This window comes from uncultured Gordonia sp., assembly GCF_937858515.1.
GTDB lineage: Bacteria > Actinomycetota > Actinomycetes > Mycobacteriales > Mycobacteriaceae > Gordonia.
In genome coordinates this window covers 1-20,707 of the sequence record NZ_CALLZT010000087.1, presented here as the reverse complement: position 1 = coordinate 20,707, position 20,707 = coordinate 1, and the positions used below count along the sequence as shown (strand labels likewise).

Below are 20,707 nucleotides of genomic sequence, written 5' to 3'. Positions count from 1 at the left end.
GTTGGCTGCATGTCGAGTGCCGCCGAATCCACCTCAACCGACTACCCGAGGACCACCCCGGCGGTATTGCGCCGGGCGGCGCGGAATTGGCCTGGCGGCACCGCAATCGTCGACGGCCAGTGGGGTGCGGACGTAGCCCTGAGTTGGGCCGAACTCCACGAGGCCGTCCACACCTTTGCCGCCGCCCTGGTCGCCTCAGGTATCGGCGCGGGCGACAAGGTGGCCATCTGGGCGCCCAACAGTCATCACTGGCCGGTGGCGGCCCTCGGCACGCACTACGCGGGAGCGGTGCTGGTTCCCCTCAACACCCGGTACACCGCGGGTGAGGCCGTCGAGATCATCGAACGCTCCGCAGCGGCGGCCGTCGTCGTATCCGGCGAGTTCCTCGGCGCCGATCACTGCGGGGAGCTTCTGGACAAGCATCGAGACAGCCTGCCGCAGCATGTTATTCACGTTCCGCTGAGCAAATCCGCGATTCCCGGAGGCGCTGTCGGCTGGACGGAATTCCTGGATCGCGGTACCGACGAATCGGCGGCCGAAGCCGAGCGACGTGCCGATGGGGTGAGCCCCGACGACCTCTCGGACATCATGTTCACCTCGGGTACCACTGGAAAGTCCAAGGGCGTCATGGCAACTCATCGTCAGACCCTCGCCGGATCGCACGCCTGGGGAGCCAACGGCAGACTGAACTCCGACGACCGCTACCTGATGGTCAATCCGTACTTCCACACCTTCGGTTACAAGGCCGGCATTCTGCCCTGCGTGCTGTTCGGTGTCACCATGCTGCCGCTGGCCGTGTACTCCCCCACCGCCGCAATGGAATTGGCATCCCGACGGCGGGCCACCGTGTTCCCGGGTGCCCCCACCGTCTTCCAGACCATCCTCGACGACCCCGACCGCACCGGACACGACCTGAGCTCACTGCGGCTGGTGGTGACCGGAGCGGCGATCGTCCCGGTGGTGCTCATCGACCGGATCGCCGCCGAACTGGGCGTCGACACCGTCATCACCGCGTACGGGCTCACCGAATGCTCCGGGTTCGTCTCCACCTGCACCGCCGACGACGACGCCGTCACCGTCGCCAACACCTGTGGACGCGCATTCGCAGGCATGGAGATCGCGTTGTCGGAACAGGGTGAGGTGCTCGCCCGCGGCGACATGGTGATGGTCGGCTACCTCGACGATCCCGACGCCACCGCAGCCACCATCGACGCCGACGGCTTCCTGCACACCGGCGACATCGGCACCATCGACGACCGCGGCAACCTCAAAATCACCGACCGGCTCAAGGACATGTATATCTGCGGCGGCTTCAATGTGTACCCCGCCGAGGTGGAGCAGGTCCTCGCCCGGATCGACGGCGTCACCGAATCCGCCGTCATCGGCATGCCTGACGAACGGCTCGGAGAAGTCGGCAAGGCGTTCCTGACCGTGCGTGCGGACGCAGTCGTCGAGGAGGACACCGTAATCGCCTACTGCCGTGAGTATCTGGCCAACTTCAAGGTGCCGCGCTCGGTGCAGATCATCGATACGTTCCCCCGCAACGCGTCGGGCAAGATCCTCAAACGCGAACTGTCGTAGTCGAACAGAACCCCGCGCCGGTTGGTGTGCCGAGTAACTACTGCTGGGTGGCGGCCCAATCGGCTACTCGGCGGGCGGATTCCTCCTCCGACAGGTCCTCGACGCGGGTCATCACCGACCAGCGCACACCGAACGGGTCGCGGATGGAGGCGAAGCGGTCGCCGGAGACGAAGGTGGCGGGGGCCTCGCGGACGGTGGCACCGGCCTCGACGGCCTTGGCGACCACCTCATCGACATTCGGCCGGTACAGCCCGAGCGAATAGCAGTCGGCATCAGGCCCGCTCCCGGCGCCCGCACCATGGGGCCCGCTCGCTCCGCTCCCGGCGCCCGCACCATGGGGCCCGCTCGCTCCGCTCCCGGCGCCCGCGGGCGCGGGGATCAGGCCGTACTCCTCGTTAGGTTCGCCGAGTTGCAGGTGTCCGGTGCCGAAGTCGATGTCGGCGTGCACGATCACGCCGCCGAACTCGGTCTTGTCGATCAGCCTGGCACCGAAGACGTTCTGGTAGAACTCGATTGCCTCGGCCGCTCCTCTGATTGCGATGAACGGGGTCAGGCTGGTCACGCCGTGTGGCAGTCCGTCGGTGGTGTGGGCGCCGGTGACGCCGGTGATGTTTTCGTCTGCTTGAGTCATGGCGCAACCGTATTCTGTCGACATATGCGAAGGCTTGAAGATTTACGACAGATCGCGGGTGAGTATCGGTGACTGATACCGGAGACTCACGGGGGTTGCTGTACCCGACGCGGCTGCCGACGTTCCGGCGGGTGCCCGCCCCCGACGACCTCACCGACGTGGTCCGGTGGTTCTGGATCCCGGTCTGGCGGCTGGCACCCGGGCGGACGTCCCGGCAGAATCTGCTGCCGTTCCCGGCGTCGAATCTGGTGGTGCAGCACGACGGGACCGTCCTGTCCGGGCCGACGACCAGCGCCTCGTATCGGGACCTGCACGGTCATGGCTGGGCGGTCGGAACGTTGCTGCGACCCGCCGGGCTCGCCGGTATCCACCAGGCCCCCAAAGAGATTCGTGATATCGAGATCGGGTTCGAGGCGCCCGGGTTGTACGAGAGTATCCGGGCGGCGATGACTGACCCCGGCAATGTCGCCGGGCAGGACCTGGCCGTCGAACACTACTGCCGGTGGCTTCGAGAGCACCTTCTGGAACCGGATGAGACTGCACTGCTTGCCAATACGATGGAGGACGTGGTCTCCGGGGACCGGTCGGTCCTGCGGGTCGACGATCTCGCCGAGCGTCTCGCGGTGTCGGTGCGGACCTTGCAGCGGGTCGCCGATCGGTATGTCGGGCTGTCGCCGCTGGCGATCATCCGGCGATACCGGTTGCAGGAGGGAGCGGCCCGGTTGCGCGCCGAACCCGACACCGCCGTCGGCGACGTGGCCGCCGACCTCGGGTATGCCGATCAGGCGCATTTCACCTCCGATTTCACTCGGACGCTTGGGATGTCGCCCACCGCGTACCGGCGGGATCAGCGGGATCAGCGGGGGGTCAGTTCGGAAGTGGATGCGTCAGGTGGCGAAAGGTCACCGGACCCTTCGTGACCCTCGCGACTTCGTCGCTTCGGCCTCAGGGATCAAGACGATTGGTCACGACCACATTCGGAACCCCGCTCCATCGTCGCTTCGGCCTCAGGGATCAAGACGATTGGTCACGACCACATTCGGAACCCCGCGCCATCGTCGCTTCGGCCTCAGGGATCAAAGATGTCTGGTCACGATGGGGGGAGGGCGTCTACGAACGACTCCTGGTGGCCGAATTCGAGTTTGACGAGTTGGTCGGCGAGGTGGAAGTAGCGGTCGTCGTGGGTGATGACGATGACCGTCTTTCCGCGGCGGCGCAGGTCGTCGAGGATCTCGTGGTAGAAGGTCTCGCGGAACTGGGGTTCCTGGTCGGCGGCCCATTCGTCGAACAGGTACACCGGCCGGTCCTCGAGGAGGGCGGTAACCAGGGCGAGGCGCTTGCGTTGTCCCTGGGAGAGGGCGATCGATGACAGCTTGCCGTCCTGGACGGTCACCTTGTGGGCGATCTGCAGTTGGTGCAGCAGCCGGTTGACCTCGTCGTCGATGCCGGGCCGCAGGTAGCCGAAGAAGTCCTCGAACAGGTGGAAGTCGGTGAAGATCGCCGACGTGGTGTGCCGGAACCATTCGATGTTGTGGTGGCCGATCGGTTCACCGTTGAGCGACAGGGTGCCGGCCTGCGGCATGTACAGGCCCGAAAGCAGTTTGGCCAGTGTCGATTTGCCGCTACCGTTACCGCCGACGATAAACGTCACCTCGCCGGGTTGCAGCACCAGGTTCATCGGCCCGAGGTGGAAGCCGGCTCGTTCGCGGGGTCCCGGTGCCGACGGCATCCCCGGATGCCCCACGTGCGGCAGGCCGCGGCCGTCCGGTCCCATCGGGGCGGGCCCCCTGTCCCTGTGTCCGCGACCGTCCGGTCCGAAGTCCGGTCGGCCAGCACCCTCAGATCCCATGACGTCATGTCCCGGCCGGTCATGTCCGGGCCGCGGATGTCCCAGACCCGATTGCGCCGGTTCGCCCGGTCCTGGCGCCGGAGCACCGTGCGCCGGAACATCTTTCCCCTGATCCGGACCGTCGAGGGGACCGGGCGGCGGGCCCATCGGGGCGGTCGGCAGTTGGTCACCGAGGTAGGAGTAGTGGACGTCGGCCAGTTCGATCCGGGCCGCGGACACGGGCAGGCGATCGGCGCCGCCGAGCGTGGTCTCGTCGTGCGGGGTTTCCATCGACAGTTCCATCAGTCGGATCTTCTTGAGCGCGACATCGCCGCGCAGCAGATCCGGGATGCGGTGCATGATGTTCTGCATCGGCATCGACAGGAATGTGGTGACCAGCACGTAGCCGATCATCTGTTCCAGCGGCAGCTTCATCGCGGCGGCGAGGCCGAACAGGATCAGCGCCATCGTCGCGAGCTGGGTGAGCTGACCGAGGCCCTGCGCGTAGGAGAACCGCACGCCGGCCGTGACGTTCTTGTCACGCAGATCTTGTGCCGCGCCCAGCAGATGCCGGTTCATGAAGTCGGTGCGGCGGTCGCGGTGCATCTTGAGTTCTTTGATGCCATGGGTGACCGAACCGAACGAGCGCAGCAGTTCGTCGTCGGTCTCGCGGGCCTGCCGGTACAGTTCCCGGACCCGGGTGGCGAGCAGTTCGACGCACAGGATCGACAGCAGCGTGGCAGCCACCTGCACCGCGAAGATGGTGGGTGAGATGATCGCCAGATAGGTGAGGCAGCCGACGATGGTCGCGACGTCGATGCAGACGCTCGGGATCGCCGCCACCGCCTGCGACAGGGTGCGCACGTCCTCGGTGAGCGTGGCCATCAGCCGGTGTGCGCCGAGGCGTTCGAGATGTTCGAGCGGGGCGGCGATCGCACCCGAGCCGAGCGAGGCCCGCAGCCGGTAGATGGCGTCCTGAGCGAGCTTGGTCAGAATGACCTGCGAGGCGAGGCCGGTGATCAGTACGACCCCGGCGGTCATCGCGAAGGTGACCCAGTTGCCGTGCACATCGGGCTTGGGTGAGATTACGGAATTGATCTGGGTGACCAGGAAGGCGTTCGCGGCGCCGCCGATCAGGCCGGCGACGACGGCGAAGGCGATACCCCGCCAGGACACCGACACCAGAAAACGCAGCAGCGCCATCGTCCTACCGCCCCACGATGTCGAACAACATGCCTTCGAGCGTGACGCCCGGGGCGAAGGAGAAGGCCACACCCGTCGAGATCGCCCGATCCGGTTCGGCCGACACGGCTTGCGCGATCATGCGTTCGAGCACGAAGATCAGGGAGACGCTGAGCATGTTTCCGTATTCGGCGAGCACGTCCCAGCTCGGGCCGGTGCTGTCGGCGGGCAGACCGAGTGATTCGAGCGACGAGTCGAGGATCTTGGGACCGCCCGGATGCACCGCCCACAGGTCGATGTCGGACTTGCCGAGACCGTTGCGGGCCAGCATGTCCACGATCACCGGATCGACACCGCGCACGATGTAGTCGGGCAGTTCCGGCGACAATTCGCAGGTGATGCCGTCGTCGTTGACGCCGAGCACGATACCGTCCTCCGCGTCGTCGAACAGGTGACTGAAGCTTTCGCGGACCACGACCGTGCCGGCGGGCTGTGCTTTGCCCACACCGCCCGCACCGATGACGACGGCGCCACAGCCGTCACCGAACAGGCTGTGGGTGATGATCGCGAACGGATCCTCGCTGAACACCGCGTTGACCGAGCTGAGTTCGAGGCAGATCACCAGCGCCTTGCGATCAGGATGTGCCCGCACGTAGTCCGATGCCGAGCGGATGCCGTTCATGGCCGCCGCGCAGCCCATGAAGTTGACCACCATCCGGTTGGTGGTGACCGGAAGATCCAGGGCCCGCAGGACCGCGACGTCGACACCCGGGGCGATGAATCCGGTGCTGGTGACGAACACCAGGAGCCCGATGTCGTCGATGCTCACTCCGGCCGTGGCCCGGCGGGCGACGTCGATGGCCAGCGGTGCGGCCAGCTCCATGTACAGGTTCATCCGCTCGCGGATCGTGGCCGGACGCTTGGAGAACTCGGCGAACTCGGGGTCGAGCGGGTTGATCGCGAGGTGCCGGGTGGTGATCTTGGTCTTGCGGTAGATGCGGGCGATCCGCTCCCGGTTCTCGTCTCCGTCGAACATCGACACGACGTCGCGGGCCGCGGCCTCCTGGTCGAACACCCGCTCCGGCGCGCCGGTGGCGATGCCCTCGATGACGGCGACCGCAGTGGACGGGGCGGGCGGCAGGGCCTCGACGGTCCGTTTACGGGTCCGCCGCACCGGATGCCCGGGCGAGCGCCGGCTCTGATCGCTGGAAACGATGTTGTCGATGGTCATGGCGGTGACTCCTGGGGTGGATGGGACCGGCGGGGTGCGTTGCACTCAACCGAAACTGGATATGGGGCGAAATGAGATGTGGGAGCTGGACTCGGGCTGTCAGACGGTGCCGACGCCCGTAAAGCCCTTGATGGTGTAGTCGGCGCAGGTCTTGAGCATCGTCGGCGAGAAGTGTTCGCGGAAGAAGCCCCAGTCGTTCTCCTGCGCGGTGCGTGAGCGGGCACCGAGGTAGGTGACGACCTGCTTGGGGAACCGGTCGGCGATGAAGGACTTGGCGGGCAGCCATTCGACGCCGAACTTGGCGGCCTCCTCGGCGACGATGTCCTCGCACCAGATGTTGGCGAATCCGCTGCGCTGATACGGCAGCACATGGTGCACGCGGTGGGAGCTCAGACCCGCGGACAGGAAGCAGTCGACGTAGCGGATGCCGGTGATCTTGAGATCGTAGGCCTGCTCGAGCTGGTTGATCGCCCAGTCGTCGGTGTCGACCTCGAGCTCGTCGGCGTCCATCTCGAAGTCGTGGCTGGCGACGACGAGGAAAGTACTCAGCCACATCGTCGCGACGAACTGCAGCAGCCACGCCCAGAAGTCGCCGGCGATGATGAAGGCGATCAACTCCGCGAGCAACAGCAGGCGCATCCCGAAAGCTCCGAAGAAGTGCGGTAGTCCACCCCTTCGGGAGCCGTACATCTGTGAAATACCGACTTTTCGTGTGAGCTTGCAGACGTCGATCAGCCTGAAGGTCATCCCCGTGACGGCATGTCCGAATTTGTGGATCGTGTGAATCGGAATTCGATACCAGCGAGGAAGGTCCATCATGAAGGTGAACACGTTCTTCTTGATATCGACTTCGCTCTGCGTGTGCGGATGGTGCAGCAGCGCGTGACCGTCGGCCGTGACGAACGAGAGCGCCACATAGTTCATGTCGAACGCGTTCACCAAGACCTTGGTGGCACCCTTCTGCGCGCGGTGAATGGCGTAGTGGCCGAACCCGGCGAGCGAGCTGCGCAGGATCACCATTGCAATCACGAACGCGGGCAACGGCATCCACGACGTGTCGTACAGTCGCAGCCCCTGGACCGCGAAATAGGCCAGGAACAGGACCGCGGCCACGATGTTGAACCAGCGGTCGAGCTTCTTGAGATGGGACTGAATATCCTTGCCGCGCAAGCGCTTCTTGATCGCGTGCAGCAGATCGGTACGGCGGCCGAAGTCGTACTTGGGGGTATCGCGCCAGCTGTCGAAACGATCGGTGAACAGGAAATCGGGGGCGTTGTTCTTGGGGTGCACATCCTCGATCACCGCGTCGCGGCCGAGTGCGTACTTCTCCAACATCCGTTCCACCGCTTCAACATTGGCATGATAAGAGCCGATGATCGAGGTTATGTCACGATTCTTGCTGCGGCCGATGAAGAACTCACCGCCGGGATGTTTGGAGATCCAGTCACTCAAGTCGTAGGCGCGGCCCTTGTATACCCACACGTCGGCGAGCTGCGGACCTCCTTCGACACCCGGCAGCCGGCCCATATCGGGATGGCGAAGTACTTCGCTCCCCTCAATACTTGCCGGGCCCTGCGAACCGGGGGGCCGACGGTCGTCGTCACCGGGGGACGACGTATCCGTGGCGGGCGCGTCGGGCGTGCCCGACCGGGCCTCGTGCGTGGACGCCTGCTCAGCGGTCATACCGCCTTGCCCGGGCGCACGATTCGCCACCACCGCAGTCTGCACGTCCGTGCCACTTTCCGTGTTGGCCATCGCTGACCTCGCTTTCCTTCTGTCGAACTGATCGGCACCGTTGATTCTGGCACCTATGCCACGAAAGCCCCCGCGCTTTCACGGTTCGCCGCTTCTGCTATTGGTAAGCTCAGCATGACGTGCCATCAAGGCGAGCGCATCATCTGGGGATATAAGTACGGCAAATGAACGACGATTTTCACGAAATCCTGCAACCAGCGGCGTGTCTGATTAGAGTACGGCGACATGAAAACACAACTCACGCAATTCCCACGCCCCGCGGGGCATCCGCACAAGCGGACTCGTGCACTGCTGTCGGCTGCGGTAGGCGCCGTCGCAGTCGTGGCACTCGTCGCCGGCTGCTCGTCCGATGATGATGACGACAAAGGCGGCACATCGACGGGCGCCGCGAGTGCCCCGTCGATGGTCGAGACCTCCCGGTCCGAACAGCCCACGGTATCGACCAGCGACGCCGCCGCACTGGTCAAGCAGAGTGCGCAGACGACCCGGCTCATGCAGTCGGTACATATCGAGCTCAAGGTCGACGACAAGGTCATGGGCCTGCCCGTCCGGCAGGTCAAGGGCGACCTCACCAGCAACCCGGCACCCAAAGCCCAGGGCGAGGGCACCTTCCGTATCGGCAACGACGACACCGCGGTCTCGTTCATCGTCGCCGACGGGCAGCTGTACATCAAGAAGGACGGCGAGACCGAATACACCTCGATCGGCGAGGCGTCCAAGGTCTACGATCCGGCGATCATCCTCGACCGCGAACGCGGCCTGGCCAAGCTGATCGAAAGCCTCAAGGACTTCAAGTCGGCGGGCACCGAAACCGTAAACGGTGTCGAGGCTCAGAAGGTGACCGGCACGATCGACGCCTCGGTCCTCGACGTGATCTTCCCGACGCAGGGCGACGGCAAATTCTCCGGCGCGATCCCGGTCACGCTGTACATCGACAGCAAGGCGCCGTACAACCTGGTGAAGGTGAACATCAAGGTCGACACCGGCGAGATCAACCTCACCACCTCCGACTGGCAGAAGGACGTCAATATCGAGGCGCCCTAGTACGCCCACGAACCGCATGATGTCCGCGCACCCCGACGGGGTTCGCGGACATCATGCGTTTTGCTGCGGAACCCTATCGGGGTATGTCCTAGCGGGGTTTGACCAGGGGGAACAGGATCGTTTCGCGGATACCGAGGCCGGTCAGGGCCATCAACAGGCGGTCGATGCCCATGCCGGTGCCGGCCGTCGGCGGCATGCCGTACTCCATCGCTGCCAGAAACTCCTCGTCAAGGACCATCGCCTCGTCGTCCCCGGCCGCCGCCAGGCGCGCCTGATCGACGAATCGTTCGCGCTGGATCACCGGGTCGACGAGTTCGGAGTAGCCGGTGGCCAGCTCGAAACCGCGGACGTACAGATCCCACTTCTCGACGACGCCGGGGACGCTGCGATGCGAGCGCACCAGCGGTGAGGTCTCCACCGGGAAATCGCGGATGAACACCGGCTCGCTGAGCTTGGCGCCCACCACGTGTTCCCACAGTTCCTCGACCAGCTTGCCATGGCCGTAGCCCTTGTCCTTGGGCACTTCCAGGCCCACCTTCGCGGCGATCGTGAGCAACTGCTCGACCGTCGTCGAGTCGTCGGCACCAGCGGGCACAATCTGCTCGCCCAGAGCCTGCGACAGCGACGGATACATCTCCAGCGACGTCCACTCCCCCGACAGGTCGTATTCGGTACCGTCCGGCATCACCGGGGTGAGGGTGCCCATCGCGCCCTGCGACACCTCCTGCACCAGCTCGCGGATCATCACCGCCGCGGTGTCGTAGGTGCCGTACGCCTCGTAGGTTTCGAGCATCGCGAACTCCGGCGAATGCGTCGAGTCGGCCCCCTCGTTGCGGAAGTTGCGGTTGATCTCGAAGACCTTGTCGATGCCGCCGACCACGCACCGCTTGAGGAACAGCTCCGGCGCGATACGCAGGAACAGGTCCATGTCGAAGGCATTGGAGTGGGTGACGAACGGGCGCGCGGCCGCACCGCCGTGCAGGGTCTGCAGCATCGGCGTCTCGACCTCGAGGAAGCCGCGCCGGGCAAGCGCCGCCCGCAGCTCGGTCATCACCGCGATGCGGGTGCGGGCGATCTGCCGGGCCTCGGGCCGCATGATCAGGTCGACGTAGCGCTGCCGGACGCGGGTCTCCTCGTTCATGTCCTTGTGCGCCACCGGAAGCGGCCGCAGGGACTTGGACGCCATCGCCCAGTCGTCGGCCATCACCGACAGCTCCCCGGTACGTGAACTGATCACCTGACCGTGCACGAACACGATGTCGCCGAGGTCGACGTCGGCCTTCCATCGGGCCAGCGATTCCTCGCCCACCCCGTTGAAGCTGATCATCGCCTGCAGTTGGGTGCCGTCGCCGTCCTGCAGGGTGGCGAAACACAGTTTGCCCTTGTTGCGCAGGAAGATGACGCGTCCGGCGACGCCGGCCACATCGCCGGTCTCGGTGCCGGCTTCGAGGTCGGGGTAGGCGGCGCGGATCTGCGCGAGGCTGTGGGTGCGGTCCAGTTCGACCGGGTACGCCTGTCGGCCCTCGGCGAGAATCCGCTCACGCTTGCCACGCCGGATGCGGATCTGCTCGGGGGCGTCGTCGGCGCCCTCCGTCGACGGCGCGGCTGCTGCGGTGTTCGGGGTCTGGCTCACGAGTCAAAACCCTATCGGGCAGGGGGAATGTGCTCCAACTCGATATGTCGGTGGCCGTGGTTCGAGGTGATCCGGTCATGCGCTCGGGTCGCCGGACCCTTCGTGACCCTCGCTCCTGCGTCACTTCGGCCTCAGGGATCAAGAAGGTTGGCCGCTTCGGCCTCAGATCAAGAAGGTTGGCCGCTTCTTCCTCAGATCAAGAAGGTTGGCCGCTTCGGCCTCAGGGATCAAGATCGTCGGGTGCTTCGGCCTCAGGGATCACAATCGACGGGCGCTTCGGTCTCAGGGATCAAGATGTTTGGGCGGGCCTCGGGATTTTCAGTGGGCGGAGATGGTGGCGAGTTCGGCCTTGGCAAGGGGGGCGGTGACGCGGGCGCGGTGCAGGGCGGCGAATCCGCCGACCAGAAATGTGGCGCCGGCGATGCCGCGGGCCTGCAGGTGCCAGGCGAGCCATTCGGCGTCGTGGCCATCGTCGCTGATCAGGACCCAGCGGGCATCGGGTGCGGCCACGCGCAGCGATTCGCGGGTGCCGGGGGTGAGTCTGGTGAGGACGTCGGCGGCGTCGATGGCAAGCGCGCCGGGTAGCACACCCTGCGCATCGCGCTGGTGCTGGCTGCGCATGTCGACGGCGATCACGCCGGCGGAGGTGAGGGCCGCATACTCGGAGACGAGGACGGAGATGCGCAGATCGGACGTTGTGGAAACACGAACGGTGGAGAGGACCGCAGTCATGGCAGGAATCCTTGGAATGATCGAAAGAGGTGGGAGGGTCGCCGAAGAGGGGCAGCCGCAGATGCGGACTCAGCCCCGACAACACTCCTGACAGCTCTTGATCATGTCGAGCAGTCTGCCAGATCCGGCAAACGACGTCCACCCTCGTCATTCGATCGGCCCACCGTGACGTTAACCACTTTGGCGTCAACCAGCAGCGACGTAAAAGGTCAGCGGCGGGCGCGGGGGTCCTTGCGGGAACGTTCGTGGACGCGACGCAAGCCGTCGAGGGTGAGATAGGGGTGGTGGTCGGTGAACGCGGCGCATTCCTCGTAGATCAGCGGTGCCAGCGAGCCGGTGGCCACCACGGTGAGGTCGTCGGAATCGAAGCCGGGGACAGTGTCGCAGATCCGCTCGACGAGGCCGTCGATCTGGCCCGCGAAACCGTAGATAATGCCCGATTGCAGCGCCTCGACGGTGTTCTTGCCGAGCACCCCGCGCGGCGGCATCAGCTCCACCCGGCGCACGGTCACCGTGTGCTCGCTGAGGGCGTCGACACCCAGGTTGATGCCGGGGGCGATGGCACCGCCGAGGAACTCACCCTTGACCGAGACCGCGTCGACGACCGTGGCCGTGCCACAAGCGACGACGATGCATGGTCCGCCGTAGTTGGCATATGCGGCAAGACAATTGGCGACGCGGTCGGTGCCGACCTCCTTCGGGTTGTCCACCAGCAGCGGGACACCGGTGCGCACGCCGGGTTCGAGCAGCAGGTGATGGGCCGACGGGTAATACTTCGGCAGCATCTCGCGCATCTCCCGCAGCAGCGACGGCACCGTCGAGAGCGCGGCCACGCCGGTGATCTGCTCGATGTCCGCGCCGAGCAGGCCCCGGAACAGCAGGGCGAGTTCGTCGGCGGTGGCCTGCTGGCGGGTGTGCAGCCGCCAGTCCCGCACCAGCCTGGCGTGGTCGCCGGAGCCGGCGAACGTACCGAGATGGATGGTGGTGTTGCCGATCTCGACGGTCAGCAGCATGGGACGGCCTTCCTGTGGCGCGGTCGGGGTTGTGGCTCGGTCAGGTGGGTACGTCGCCGGACCCTTCGAGACCCTCGCTCCTTCGTCGCTTCGGCCTCAGGGATCAAGATGCGTACCCCACACCAACGGCATCGGCTCAGGGATCAAGATGCGTACCCCACATCAACGGCATCGGCTCAGGGATCAAGATGCGTACCCCACTTCAACGGCATCGGCTCAGGGATCAAGAAGGGTACCCGAACTTCGGTGGGCCATTTCCGGGTCAGGCGTCGGCGAGGACGACGCGGGGGTCGAGCAGGCCCGAACCTTCGGGGGCGTGGGCGGGGTCGTGGCCCTCCAGCAGAATGCGGTTGTGCTCGTCGACGAACACCACGTTCGGTGAGTACTCGGCGATCTCCTGCTCGTTGAGGATGCCGTAGGCGATGATGATCACCAGGTCGCCGGGGTGCACCAGATGTGCTGCGGCGCCGTTGATCCCGATGACACCGGAGCCCGGCTCGCCGGCGATCGCATAGGTTTCCAGGCGGGCGCCGTTGTCGATGTCGACGATCGTGACCTGTTCGCCTTCGAGCAGTCCGGCCGCGTCGAGCAGATCGGAGTCGATGGTGACCGACCCGACATAGTGCAGGTCGGCCTGAGTCACCTTGGCGCGGTGGATCTTTGCGGTCATCATGGTGCGGAGCATCAGTTTTCCCCTCAGTGGTGCGATATGTAGTAGGACTCAGGATTGTTCGCGGCCGTCGAAACCCGTGCCGATGGCGACCCCGACGTTGTCGATGAGCCGGGCCGAGCCGATCCGGGCGGCGATGAGCAGCCGGCCGTCACCGGCCTCGGGTGCTTCTTCGAGCATGCGGCCTCGCAACTCGATGTATTCGACCGCGATGTCGGGGTGGGATTCGACGACGGCACGGGCTGTTGCCAGGATCGCATCGCGGCCCTGCGCGGCGACGTGCGCACCGGCCACCAGCGCCGCCGACAGGGTGGTGGCAAGTTGGCGCTGCGCGTCGTCGAGATAGCGGTTGCGAGAGGACATGGCCAGACCGTCGGACTCGCGGACCGTTGGCACGCCCACGATCTCGACACCCAGGTTGAGGTCGTCGGCCATCTGCTTGATCAGCACGAGCTGCTGATAGTCCTTCTCGCCGAAGTAGGCGGCGTTCGGATTGGCGATCGAGAGCAGCTTGTTGACGACGGTCAGCATGCCGGCGAAATGCGTGGGCCGCGAGATGCCGTCGAGGATCGCACCGGCCGGCCCCGGATGGATCATGGTGCGCTGCCCGTTCGGGTACATTCCGGCGACCGTCGGCGCGAACACCAGCTCCACCCCGAGCGGGCGCAGCAACTCGCAGTCGGCCTCGAAAGTGCGCGGGTAGGCGTCGAGATCCTCACCGGCCCCGAACTGCAGCGGGTTCACGAAGATCGACACGATGACGACGGTATTGCCCTTGGCCTTGGCCGCCCGCACCAGTTCGAGGTGCCCGGCGTGCAGCGCACCCATCGTCGGTACCAGCGCCACCCGCTTGCCCGCGGCACGCAGCGCGTTGCTGACCCGGCGCAGGCCGGCGGGATCGCGGTGCACCGTCAGCTCACCCGGCGTGAACAGGGCCTGGCCGGCGTCGGCCGTTGATGCGGTCATGATTCCTCCAGCACGTCGATGAGGGTGGCCGGCGCTCCCGACTGGTCGGCGGCACGGCGGGCGAGGGTCCGGTAGGCGTCGGCGATGCCGTGCGGACCGTCGCCGCCGGGGATGGCGCGCAGCGCGCGCAGGTGCGCTGTGACCGCGGCGGCATCACCCCGGGCGACCGGTCCGGTCAGTGCCGACGGCCCCAGTTCCAGCACATTGCTCAGCGATGCGGTGACCAGCGGCGCGAGGATCCGCTCGGCAAGCCGGGTCGCATCGCCGTCGACCGTGGCATTGGCCGCCCCGGTATCGCCGGCATCACCTTCAATCGCCGCGTTGAGCACGGCGACAGCATCGCTGATCAGGGCGATCAGGTGGTTCGCGCCGTGCGCGAGCGCCGCGTGATACAGGGTGCGGTGATCCTCGGGGATGCGCACCGGTTCGCCACCCATCTCCATCACCAGCGACGCGCCGATCGCATCGCCGATGGGGTCGGCGGCGGTGATGCCGAAGCAGGCCCGTGCCAGACGCGTGGTGTCGTCGGTCGAACCGACGAACGTCATCGCCGGATGCAGGGCCAGCGGCAGCGCACCGCGCGCCGCGATCGGGTCGAGGATGCCGATGCCGTGCGCGCCGGCGGTGTGCGCGACCAGCGTGCTCGGTCGCAGCCCCGGAGATGCCGCGACCTGCGAGATCACCGCGGCCAGCTCGGCATCGGGGACGCTGACAATGATGAGCTCGCTACGGGCGACCACTGCGTCGACGTCCAGGATCGGGGACTCGGGCAGCCGGCCAGCGGCACGCGCACGGGACAGCGACGATCGGGCGACCACCCCGGCGACTACGTGACCGGCCTTCTCCAGTGCCTCGCCGAGCGCCGTGCCCACGCGGCCCGCGGAGATGATGCCGACGCTCAGCCGCGCCGGTGCGGGAAGGTTGGAGACGCCCGGAAGGTACTCATTTCCCGAATACCCACGAACGCCGGATGTTCCGGGCTCGGACGCTCCCAGCCCGAATACGTCCGGCCCAGGTGTGTCCGGCCCGGGTACGTCGGGCAGCTCAAAATCGCCACCACCCAATGGTGAGGTCACCGATGTCCTCCACGATGTCGTTCCAGTCCCGCTCCGCGGGTACCGGACGTTGCACGCCAAGAGTAGGCGCCAACCATCGGCAGGACCAGTCAGGTGTGACAGGCCTCACGAGATCACGAGATAGGGGTCTTCGACCGGGCTACTGCTCGCCGCGCAGCTGCCTGAGCAGTTCGGACACCGGCATCCCACCGGTGTGTGCGTTCTCGCCGCTCTCGTCGCGGCGCCGACGCCGGCGTCCCGGCGAGAAGCCCTCGAGATCGGTGGACGCCTCATGACTTCCGTGATACCCGGGCTGATCTTCGGCTGATTCGTCAGTTGCCCATTCGTCGTCCGACCAGGTGTCCTCAGCGGCCGCCTCGCCGACGGTGCTCTGCTCGTCGACAGTCTCGGCATCCGCGATCACGTCCACGTCGGAAACGATCTCCGCCGGGACCGGTTCCTCCGTCCCGGTATCGTAATCGTCGCCGAACGCGTCGTCGTTGCCGAAGTCGCCGTCGTCGGTCCCCGGCTCCTCCGCAGCGCCGGACTCGTCCGGTTCGCCGGTCGTCTCGTAGTCGACGCCCGGCTCACCGCAATGGACGTCCTCGTCGAGGAGCTCCACGCCGTCGCCGAACGCCCCGTCTTCGACGAATTCGGCGTCGTCAACGGATTCGGCCTCGTCAACGGATTCGCCACTGAAAGACTCGGGTTCCTGGCGTGGTGCGTACTCGCCGAGATCATCGAAGTCGCGCCCGGTCTCGACCTGCGTGAGCTGTGTGGTCGCGGCCGGATCGTTGGGATACGGCCCGTCCTCGTCGAAGTCACGCCGGTTGAAGATCGTCGTCGACTCAAGATCGTCCGGCCTGCCGGACACAACGTCGGCGGGCCGACCCGATGCAACGTCGGCGGGCCGACCCGGTGCAACGTCGGCGGGCCGACCCGGTGCAACACGGCTGGCGACGTAGGCGCCCCAGTCCTGTGACGCCGGCTGTTCAGCAACGGCGGCCGGTGTCGGGAACTCCTGCCTGCCGTAGCTCTGGTGAGCGTTCGCTGCCGGAGTGAACTCACGCGGGTATCCGCCGGCGGAATAGGCCGGCCGGTCACCGGTCACATCCGAGCCGGATTGCCCGAATGCCGGATAGCCGGTGCCGGAGAATCCTCCGGACTGCGGTTCCTCCTCGGCGACGACCGGGATCACCTCGGTCATCTCCTCCGGATGTGCGTTGGCGGTACTCGGCCGGGAATCTTGCCACGACGGTACGGTCGCCGCGAAGTCCTGGGACGCCAGCAGATCGTCGGCCATGCGTCCCGAACCGAGCTGCCGTACCCGCTCGTTGGGCAGCGCGATGCCCTGATCGGGCAGCGGCCCGCCCAGCAGCACCTCCAGGCTCGCCCGCAGCGACGCTATCTGGTGTTTGAGGTCGATCAGCTCATGGTTGGCCTCGTCGGCGACCTCGCGGCGGATGGTCGACTCGACGTCGAGTTCGTACTGGCGGCGGGCCGCGATCTCACGTTCGAGTTGAAGCTCGTACACCAGACGCAGGTCACGGCTCTTGGCCTCGGCGCCTTCTGCCTGCCTGCGGAACTTGGTCACCAGAATCGCGGCGATCACCGCGGCCCAAAGCGCGGCAATCACCGCGAGAGAACCGGCGAGCGACATGTCGTCGTTGATCACCATCAACACACTGGCGGCCAAGGCCAATACGATCAGCAGACCGATGAGCCACTGGCCTGCCGATCGCTGCGCCCGTATACCTTCGCCCGAACGGCCGTTGGAGGTCGTCATGACGCTGAATTTACCCGCTGCGGCCATCCTGATCGGTCAACCGGCGCGGAGCGCCACGATTCGGTGGCCCGATTAGACCGCATCGGGGTGCCCGCCCGCAGCCTCGTCGGTCGGGTCATCCGGTGCCCGGCAACAGTATTCGAGCCAGAGCGCCGCCGCGACCAGCAGTACGCCACCGATCAGCCCGATCACCGCCGCCGGAGTGTCACTCCGGGCTGCGGCGAGTTCGGTGTGCCGCCACAGGTAGGCGAGCACGCCCGCCCACACACCTGTTCCGATGGCCCCGAGCAACGCCGAGGCCTTGGCCAGCGCGACTACCCGTGCGGCGAGCAACGGGTGCAGCTGACCATGCGCCCGGCCCACGTCGCGATCGGCCACGCGGGCCCGGACGACGAATGCCACCACCACCTCGATGACGGCGAGCACATAGAACACCAGCCCCGCCAGCAATGGCAGCGGCGGCAGGTCACCATAGTTGTAGCGGACCAGAATCCACGACGCGACAGTCGCGAACGCGGCGATCGCGGCCAGGTCACGCATCTTGGTGGGCCCGATCGTCGGCTCCGGCCCGTCACCCACGGGCCGCTTCGGCGCGGTCATCGGACCCAGTCCGGCAAGCTCCGCGGGCCGGCTGCGCCCGGCAGCACACTGACCACTTCGGCCACCTCATCGGCGGGCAGTTCCGCGATCAGATCGGCAATCGAGCGTTCACCGGCGGACGTCCACAGCCGGGCGTCCGGTTCGATCTCGTGCCACGGCACCAGGACGAAGGCGCGCTCGGCGGCCCGCGGATGCGGCAGGGTTAGCTCCGGATCATCGGAGCGCACCGGACCGGCGTCGTCGACGGTGATCACATCGACATCCAAAGTTCTTGGTCCCCAACGGATATCGCGAACCCTGTCGGCGCTGCGCTCCAATCCGCGACACACCTCGAGCCAGCCCGACGCGTCGCGCGAACCGTCGACGATCAAGGTGATGTTGTGGAAGTCGGCCTGCTCCACCCCGCCCCACGGCGGCGTCGCGTACACACCGGACACTGCGACGAGCTCGTCGGCCACCGCCCGCACCACCGCCGACAGGTGCGCCACGGTGTCGCCCATGTTGGAGCCCGCCGACAGCACCGCACGGCTCATCAGGGGCGTCCCGTGCCGGGTTTCGCCGAACCAAGCGACTTGCGTGAGCGCCGGGCCACCACCGCGACATCACCGAAGGTGAGCGGGATCGGCGCCGACGGCTTGTGCACCGTCACCTCGCAGGCGGTGATCCGCTGGTCGGCCATCACCGCCTCGGCCACCTCGGCGCTGACCGTCTCGATCAGATCGCGCGGTTGCCCGGCCACGATGTCGTGCGCAAGCTGTGCCAGCGCCCCGTAGTCGACGGTGTCGGCCAGGTCGTCCGACACCGCGGCGGCACGCAGGTCCAGCCACAGCACGACGTCGACAATGAAGTCCTGACCGTCGCGCTTCTCGTGGTCGAAAACGCCGTGATGGCCGCGGACCACCAGGCCCCTCAACTCGATCCGGTCGGTCATGTCGCCACGTTCTCCTGTCCGCCCATGTTCTCGGCCACTGTGTTTTCGACCATTGTGTTCTTGATAGCTGTGTTTTCGACGGCTGTGTTTTCGACCACTCGGTTCGCGTCCGGCGTGTTCTCGTCCGACGGCAGGCTGTCGACCAGGCCGCGCCGCCCACCCGCCGTCCACGCGGCCGCGACCGACACCGCATCCCTGCTCGAGCGCACGTCATGGACCCGCACCCCCCATGCGCCGCCCGCCGCCGCCAGCGCCGAGATCGCGGCCGTGGCCACCTCACGCCCCGCGGGCGGTCTGTCGGTACCGCCGGCGGCCAACAGCGATCCGAGAAAGCGCTTGCGCGAGGCGCCGATGAGCACCGGAAAACCGAGCCCGACCAACGTGGGCAACGCGTGTAACAGGGCCCAATTGTGTTCGGGCGCTTTGGCGAAACCCAGTCCCGGATCGAGAATGATCCTGGCCGGATCGACCCCGCCGGACATCGCCGCGTCAACCTGGGCCAGCAGTTCACCGCTCACCTCGGCCACCACGTCACGATAGCCGCCGATGTCGTCGAGGGAATGGGTGAACAGGTCGCGGTGGTCGTCGGCGGCGGACTCCAACGGACGCCAGTGCATCAGGATCCAGGGAATGCCCGCATCCGCGAGTACCTTCACCATCGCCCGGTCCGCCCGCCCGCCCGAGACGTCGTTGACGATGGTCGCCCCGGCGGCGATCGCCGCCTCGGCGACCCGCGCACGCATCGTGTCCACGGAGATCGCGGTACCGGCAAGCGCCGGAGTCGCGTCGATGTGCGCCCGTAGGCCGGCGATCACCGGCGCCACCCGCGCGGCCTCGATCTCCGGGTCGACGCGGACCGCTCCCGGCCGCGTGGATTCGCCGCCGACGTCGACGATGTCGGCGCCCTGAGCGAGCAGTTCACGTCCGTGCGCCACCGCTGCATCGACGTCGAGATAGCAGCCGCCGTCGGAGAACGAGTCGGCGGTGACGTTGAGAACCCCCATGACCCGGGTTCTCGGTACCGATGCGAAAGGTGCGGGGACCGGCACGTCAGCGGGAGATCAGATCCAGCGCTTCGCCGCGGGAGACCGCGCTGGTCTTGAACAGACCGCGCACCGCCGACGTCGTCGTGGTGGCACCGGGCTTACGGATACCGCGCATCGCCATACATAGATGCTCGGCCTCGATCACCACGATCACCCCGCGCGGGTTGAGCCGGGAGACGATGGCGTCGGCGATCTGGCTGGTCAGCCGCTCCTGCACCTGTGGGCGTTTGGCGTACAGATCGACCAGCCGGGCCAGCTTGGACAGGCCCGTCACCTGGCCGGACTCACCGGGGATGTAGCCGACGTGGGCCACCCCATGGAACGAGACCAGGTGATGTTCGCAGGTGGAGTACATCGGGATGTCCTTGACCAGCACCAGTTCGTCGTGATCCTCGTCGAAGGTGGTCGCCAGGACCTCACTCGGATCGGTGTACAGCCCGGCGAACACCTCCTCATAGGCCTTGGCGACACGAGCCGGGGTGCGGCGCAACCCCTCGCGGTCCGGATCTTCCCCGATCGCCAGCAGCAACTCGCGCACCGCGGCCTCGGCGCGGGCGAAGTCGAAGGGGCGCCGGGCGACGCCGCCTGACTGTGTGTCGGCCACCTGCTCGCTGTCATCGATCGTCGTCATGAGTCGATCCTAAGGTTTGGGGTGGTTGGGTCAGGCGTGGAGTGTCACCGGACCCTTCGTGACCCTCGCTCCTTCGTCGCTTCGGCCTCAGGGATCAAGAAGATTCGGTCACCCCTATGTCGCTTCGGCCCCAGGAATCAAGAGGGATTTGGCCGGACCACACATCTTGATCCCTGAGGGCGTCGCGCGAGCTTGCGAGCCGACCGCGTCTCGAAGGGTCCGGTGACCCGAGTGCACGACGCGCTACTGCTGGTGGCCGGAACCGTTGGTGCCGTGACCGTTGTAGCCGTTGCCGCCCTGCCAGCCCTGGGACTGGTCGTGACCGGGGGCACCGTTCTGGGGTGAACCGTTTTGGGGTGAACCGTTTTGGGGTGAACCGTTTTGGGGTGAAC

Annotated in this window: 18 protein-coding genes and 1 pseudogene; 3 read left to right on the top strand and 16 right to left on the bottom strand. The window is 66.5% G+C overall.

Annotated features, from left to right (window positions below; genetic code table 11):
• Window positions 1-9 precede the first annotated feature (9 nt).
• Complete coding sequence (locus tag Q0627_RS07790; RefSeq protein WP_298808847.1) at window positions 10-1,581, top strand: FadD3 family acyl-CoA ligase; 1,572 nt, start codon at window positions 10-12, stop codon at window positions 1,579-1,581.
• A gap of 37 nt (window positions 1,582-1,618) precedes the next feature.
• Here Q0627_RS07790 and Q0627_RS07785 read toward each other — a convergent pair whose 3' ends face one another.
• The gene (locus Q0627_RS07785) at window positions 1,619-2,212 is read right to left on the bottom strand and encodes a glyoxalase/bleomycin resistance/extradiol dioxygenase family protein (RefSeq protein ID WP_298808845.1); all 594 of its coding nucleotides are present in this window, start codon (window positions 2,210-2,212) and stop codon (window positions 1,619-1,621) included.
• A gap of 68 nt (window positions 2,213-2,280) precedes the next feature.
• Here Q0627_RS07785 and Q0627_RS07780 point away from each other — a divergent pair, with 68 nt between their 5' ends.
• Window positions 2,281-3,132 carry a helix-turn-helix transcriptional regulator gene (locus Q0627_RS07780; protein WP_298808843.1) on the top strand — a complete coding sequence of 284 codons (852 nt, stop codon included), beginning with the start codon at window positions 2,281-2,283 and terminating at the stop codon, window positions 3,130-3,132.
• 170 nt (window positions 3,133-3,302) lie between these two features.
• Here Q0627_RS07780 and Q0627_RS07775 read toward each other — a convergent pair whose 3' ends face one another.
• The 3 genes from Q0627_RS07775 to Q0627_RS07765 form a co-directional block, all read right to left on the bottom strand.
• Window positions 3,303-5,243 carry an ATP-binding cassette domain-containing protein gene (locus tag Q0627_RS07775; RefSeq protein ID WP_298808841.1) on the bottom strand — a complete coding sequence of 647 codons (1,941 nt, stop codon included), beginning with the start codon at window positions 5,241-5,243 and terminating at the stop codon, window positions 3,303-3,305.
• A 4-nt stretch (window positions 5,244-5,247) separates the two neighbouring features.
• Complete coding sequence (locus Q0627_RS07770) at window positions 5,248-6,453, bottom strand: type III polyketide synthase (RefSeq protein WP_291012084.1); 1,206 nt, start codon at window positions 6,451-6,453, stop codon at window positions 5,248-5,250.
• A 99-nt stretch (window positions 6,454-6,552) separates the two neighbouring features.
• Window positions 6,553-7,980: a cytochrome b5 domain-containing protein gene (locus Q0627_RS07765; protein ID WP_291012090.1), complete on the bottom strand. Its 1,428-nt coding sequence runs from the start codon at window positions 7,978-7,980 to the stop codon at window positions 6,553-6,555.
• A 453-nt stretch (window positions 7,981-8,433) separates the two neighbouring features.
• On the opposite strand from Q0627_RS07765, the gene Q0627_RS07760 reads away from it, so the two are divergent.
• The gene (locus tag Q0627_RS07760; RefSeq protein ID WP_291012082.1) at window positions 8,434-9,252 is read left to right on the top strand and encodes an LppX_LprAFG lipoprotein; all 819 of its coding nucleotides are present in this window, start codon (window positions 8,434-8,436) and stop codon (window positions 9,250-9,252) included.
• An 88-nt stretch (window positions 9,253-9,340) separates the two neighbouring features.
• Here Q0627_RS07760 and lysS read toward each other — a convergent pair whose 3' ends face one another.
• The 12 genes and pseudogenes from lysS to folE all read right to left on the bottom strand — a co-directional run bounded on the left by lysS (window position 9,341) and on the right by folE (window position 20,315).
• On the bottom strand, window positions 9,341-10,885 hold the full coding sequence (gene lysS, locus Q0627_RS07755; protein ID WP_298808839.1) for a lysine--tRNA ligase: 1,545 nt from the start codon (window positions 10,883-10,885) through the stop codon (window positions 9,341-9,343).
• Between the two features lie 318 nt (window positions 10,886-11,203).
• A complete protein-coding gene (locus Q0627_RS07750; RefSeq protein ID WP_298808838.1) occupies window positions 11,204-11,617 on the bottom strand; it encodes a rhodanese-like domain-containing protein in 414 nt (137 codons plus the stop codon).
• A gap of 209 nt (window positions 11,618-11,826) precedes the next feature.
• The gene (locus Q0627_RS07745; RefSeq protein ID WP_291014658.1) at window positions 11,827-12,630 is read right to left on the bottom strand and encodes a type III pantothenate kinase; all 804 of its coding nucleotides are present in this window, start codon (window positions 12,628-12,630) and stop codon (window positions 11,827-11,829) included.
• A gap of 262 nt (window positions 12,631-12,892) precedes the next feature.
• Complete coding sequence (gene panD / locus Q0627_RS07740; protein ID WP_291014655.1) at window positions 12,893-13,315, bottom strand: aspartate 1-decarboxylase; 423 nt, start codon at window positions 13,313-13,315, stop codon at window positions 12,893-12,895.
• Between the two features lie 36 nt (window positions 13,316-13,351).
• Window positions 13,352-14,266: a pantoate--beta-alanine ligase gene (gene panC, locus Q0627_RS07735; RefSeq protein ID WP_298808837.1), complete on the bottom strand. Its 915-nt coding sequence runs from the start codon at window positions 14,264-14,266 to the stop codon at window positions 13,352-13,354.
• Complete coding sequence (locus Q0627_RS07730) at window positions 14,263-15,261, bottom strand: Rossmann-like and DUF2520 domain-containing protein (protein ID WP_298808865.1); 999 nt, start codon at window positions 15,259-15,261, stop codon at window positions 14,263-14,265. The genes panC and Q0627_RS07730 overlap by 4 nt, the downstream gene beginning before the upstream one ends.
• Window positions 15,262-16,480: 1,219 nt before the next feature.
• A pseudogene (locus Q0627_RS07725) lies at window positions 16,481-17,107 on the bottom strand (DUF6779 domain-containing protein); the annotation flags it as partial.
• A 72-nt stretch (window positions 17,108-17,179) separates the two neighbouring features.
• Window positions 17,180-17,707: a DUF3180 domain-containing protein gene (locus tag Q0627_RS07720; RefSeq protein WP_291015711.1), complete on the bottom strand. Its 528-nt coding sequence runs from the start codon at window positions 17,705-17,707 to the stop codon at window positions 17,180-17,182.
• Window positions 17,704-18,240 (bottom strand): 2-amino-4-hydroxy-6-hydroxymethyldihydropteridine diphosphokinase, encoded by a 537-nt coding sequence (folK, locus tag Q0627_RS07715; RefSeq protein ID WP_291015710.1) that lies wholly within the window; start codon window positions 18,238-18,240, stop codon window positions 17,704-17,706. The genes Q0627_RS07720 and folK overlap by 4 nt, the downstream gene beginning before the upstream one ends.
• Window positions 18,240-18,638 (bottom strand): dihydroneopterin aldolase, encoded by a 399-nt coding sequence (gene folB / locus Q0627_RS07710; protein WP_291015709.1) that lies wholly within the window; start codon window positions 18,636-18,638, stop codon window positions 18,240-18,242. Before folB ends, folK begins: the two co-directional genes overlap by 1 nt.
• Window positions 18,635-19,642, bottom strand: coding sequence for a dihydropteroate synthase (gene folP / locus Q0627_RS07705; RefSeq protein ID WP_298808836.1), 1,008 nt, complete (start codon window positions 19,640-19,642; stop codon window positions 18,635-18,637). The genes folB and folP overlap by 4 nt, the downstream gene beginning before the upstream one ends.
• Window positions 19,643-19,688: 46 nt before the next feature.
• Complete coding sequence (gene folE, locus Q0627_RS07700) at window positions 19,689-20,315, bottom strand: GTP cyclohydrolase I FolE (RefSeq protein ID WP_291015707.1); 627 nt, start codon at window positions 20,313-20,315, stop codon at window positions 19,689-19,691.
• Window positions 20,316-20,707 lie beyond the last annotated feature (392 nt).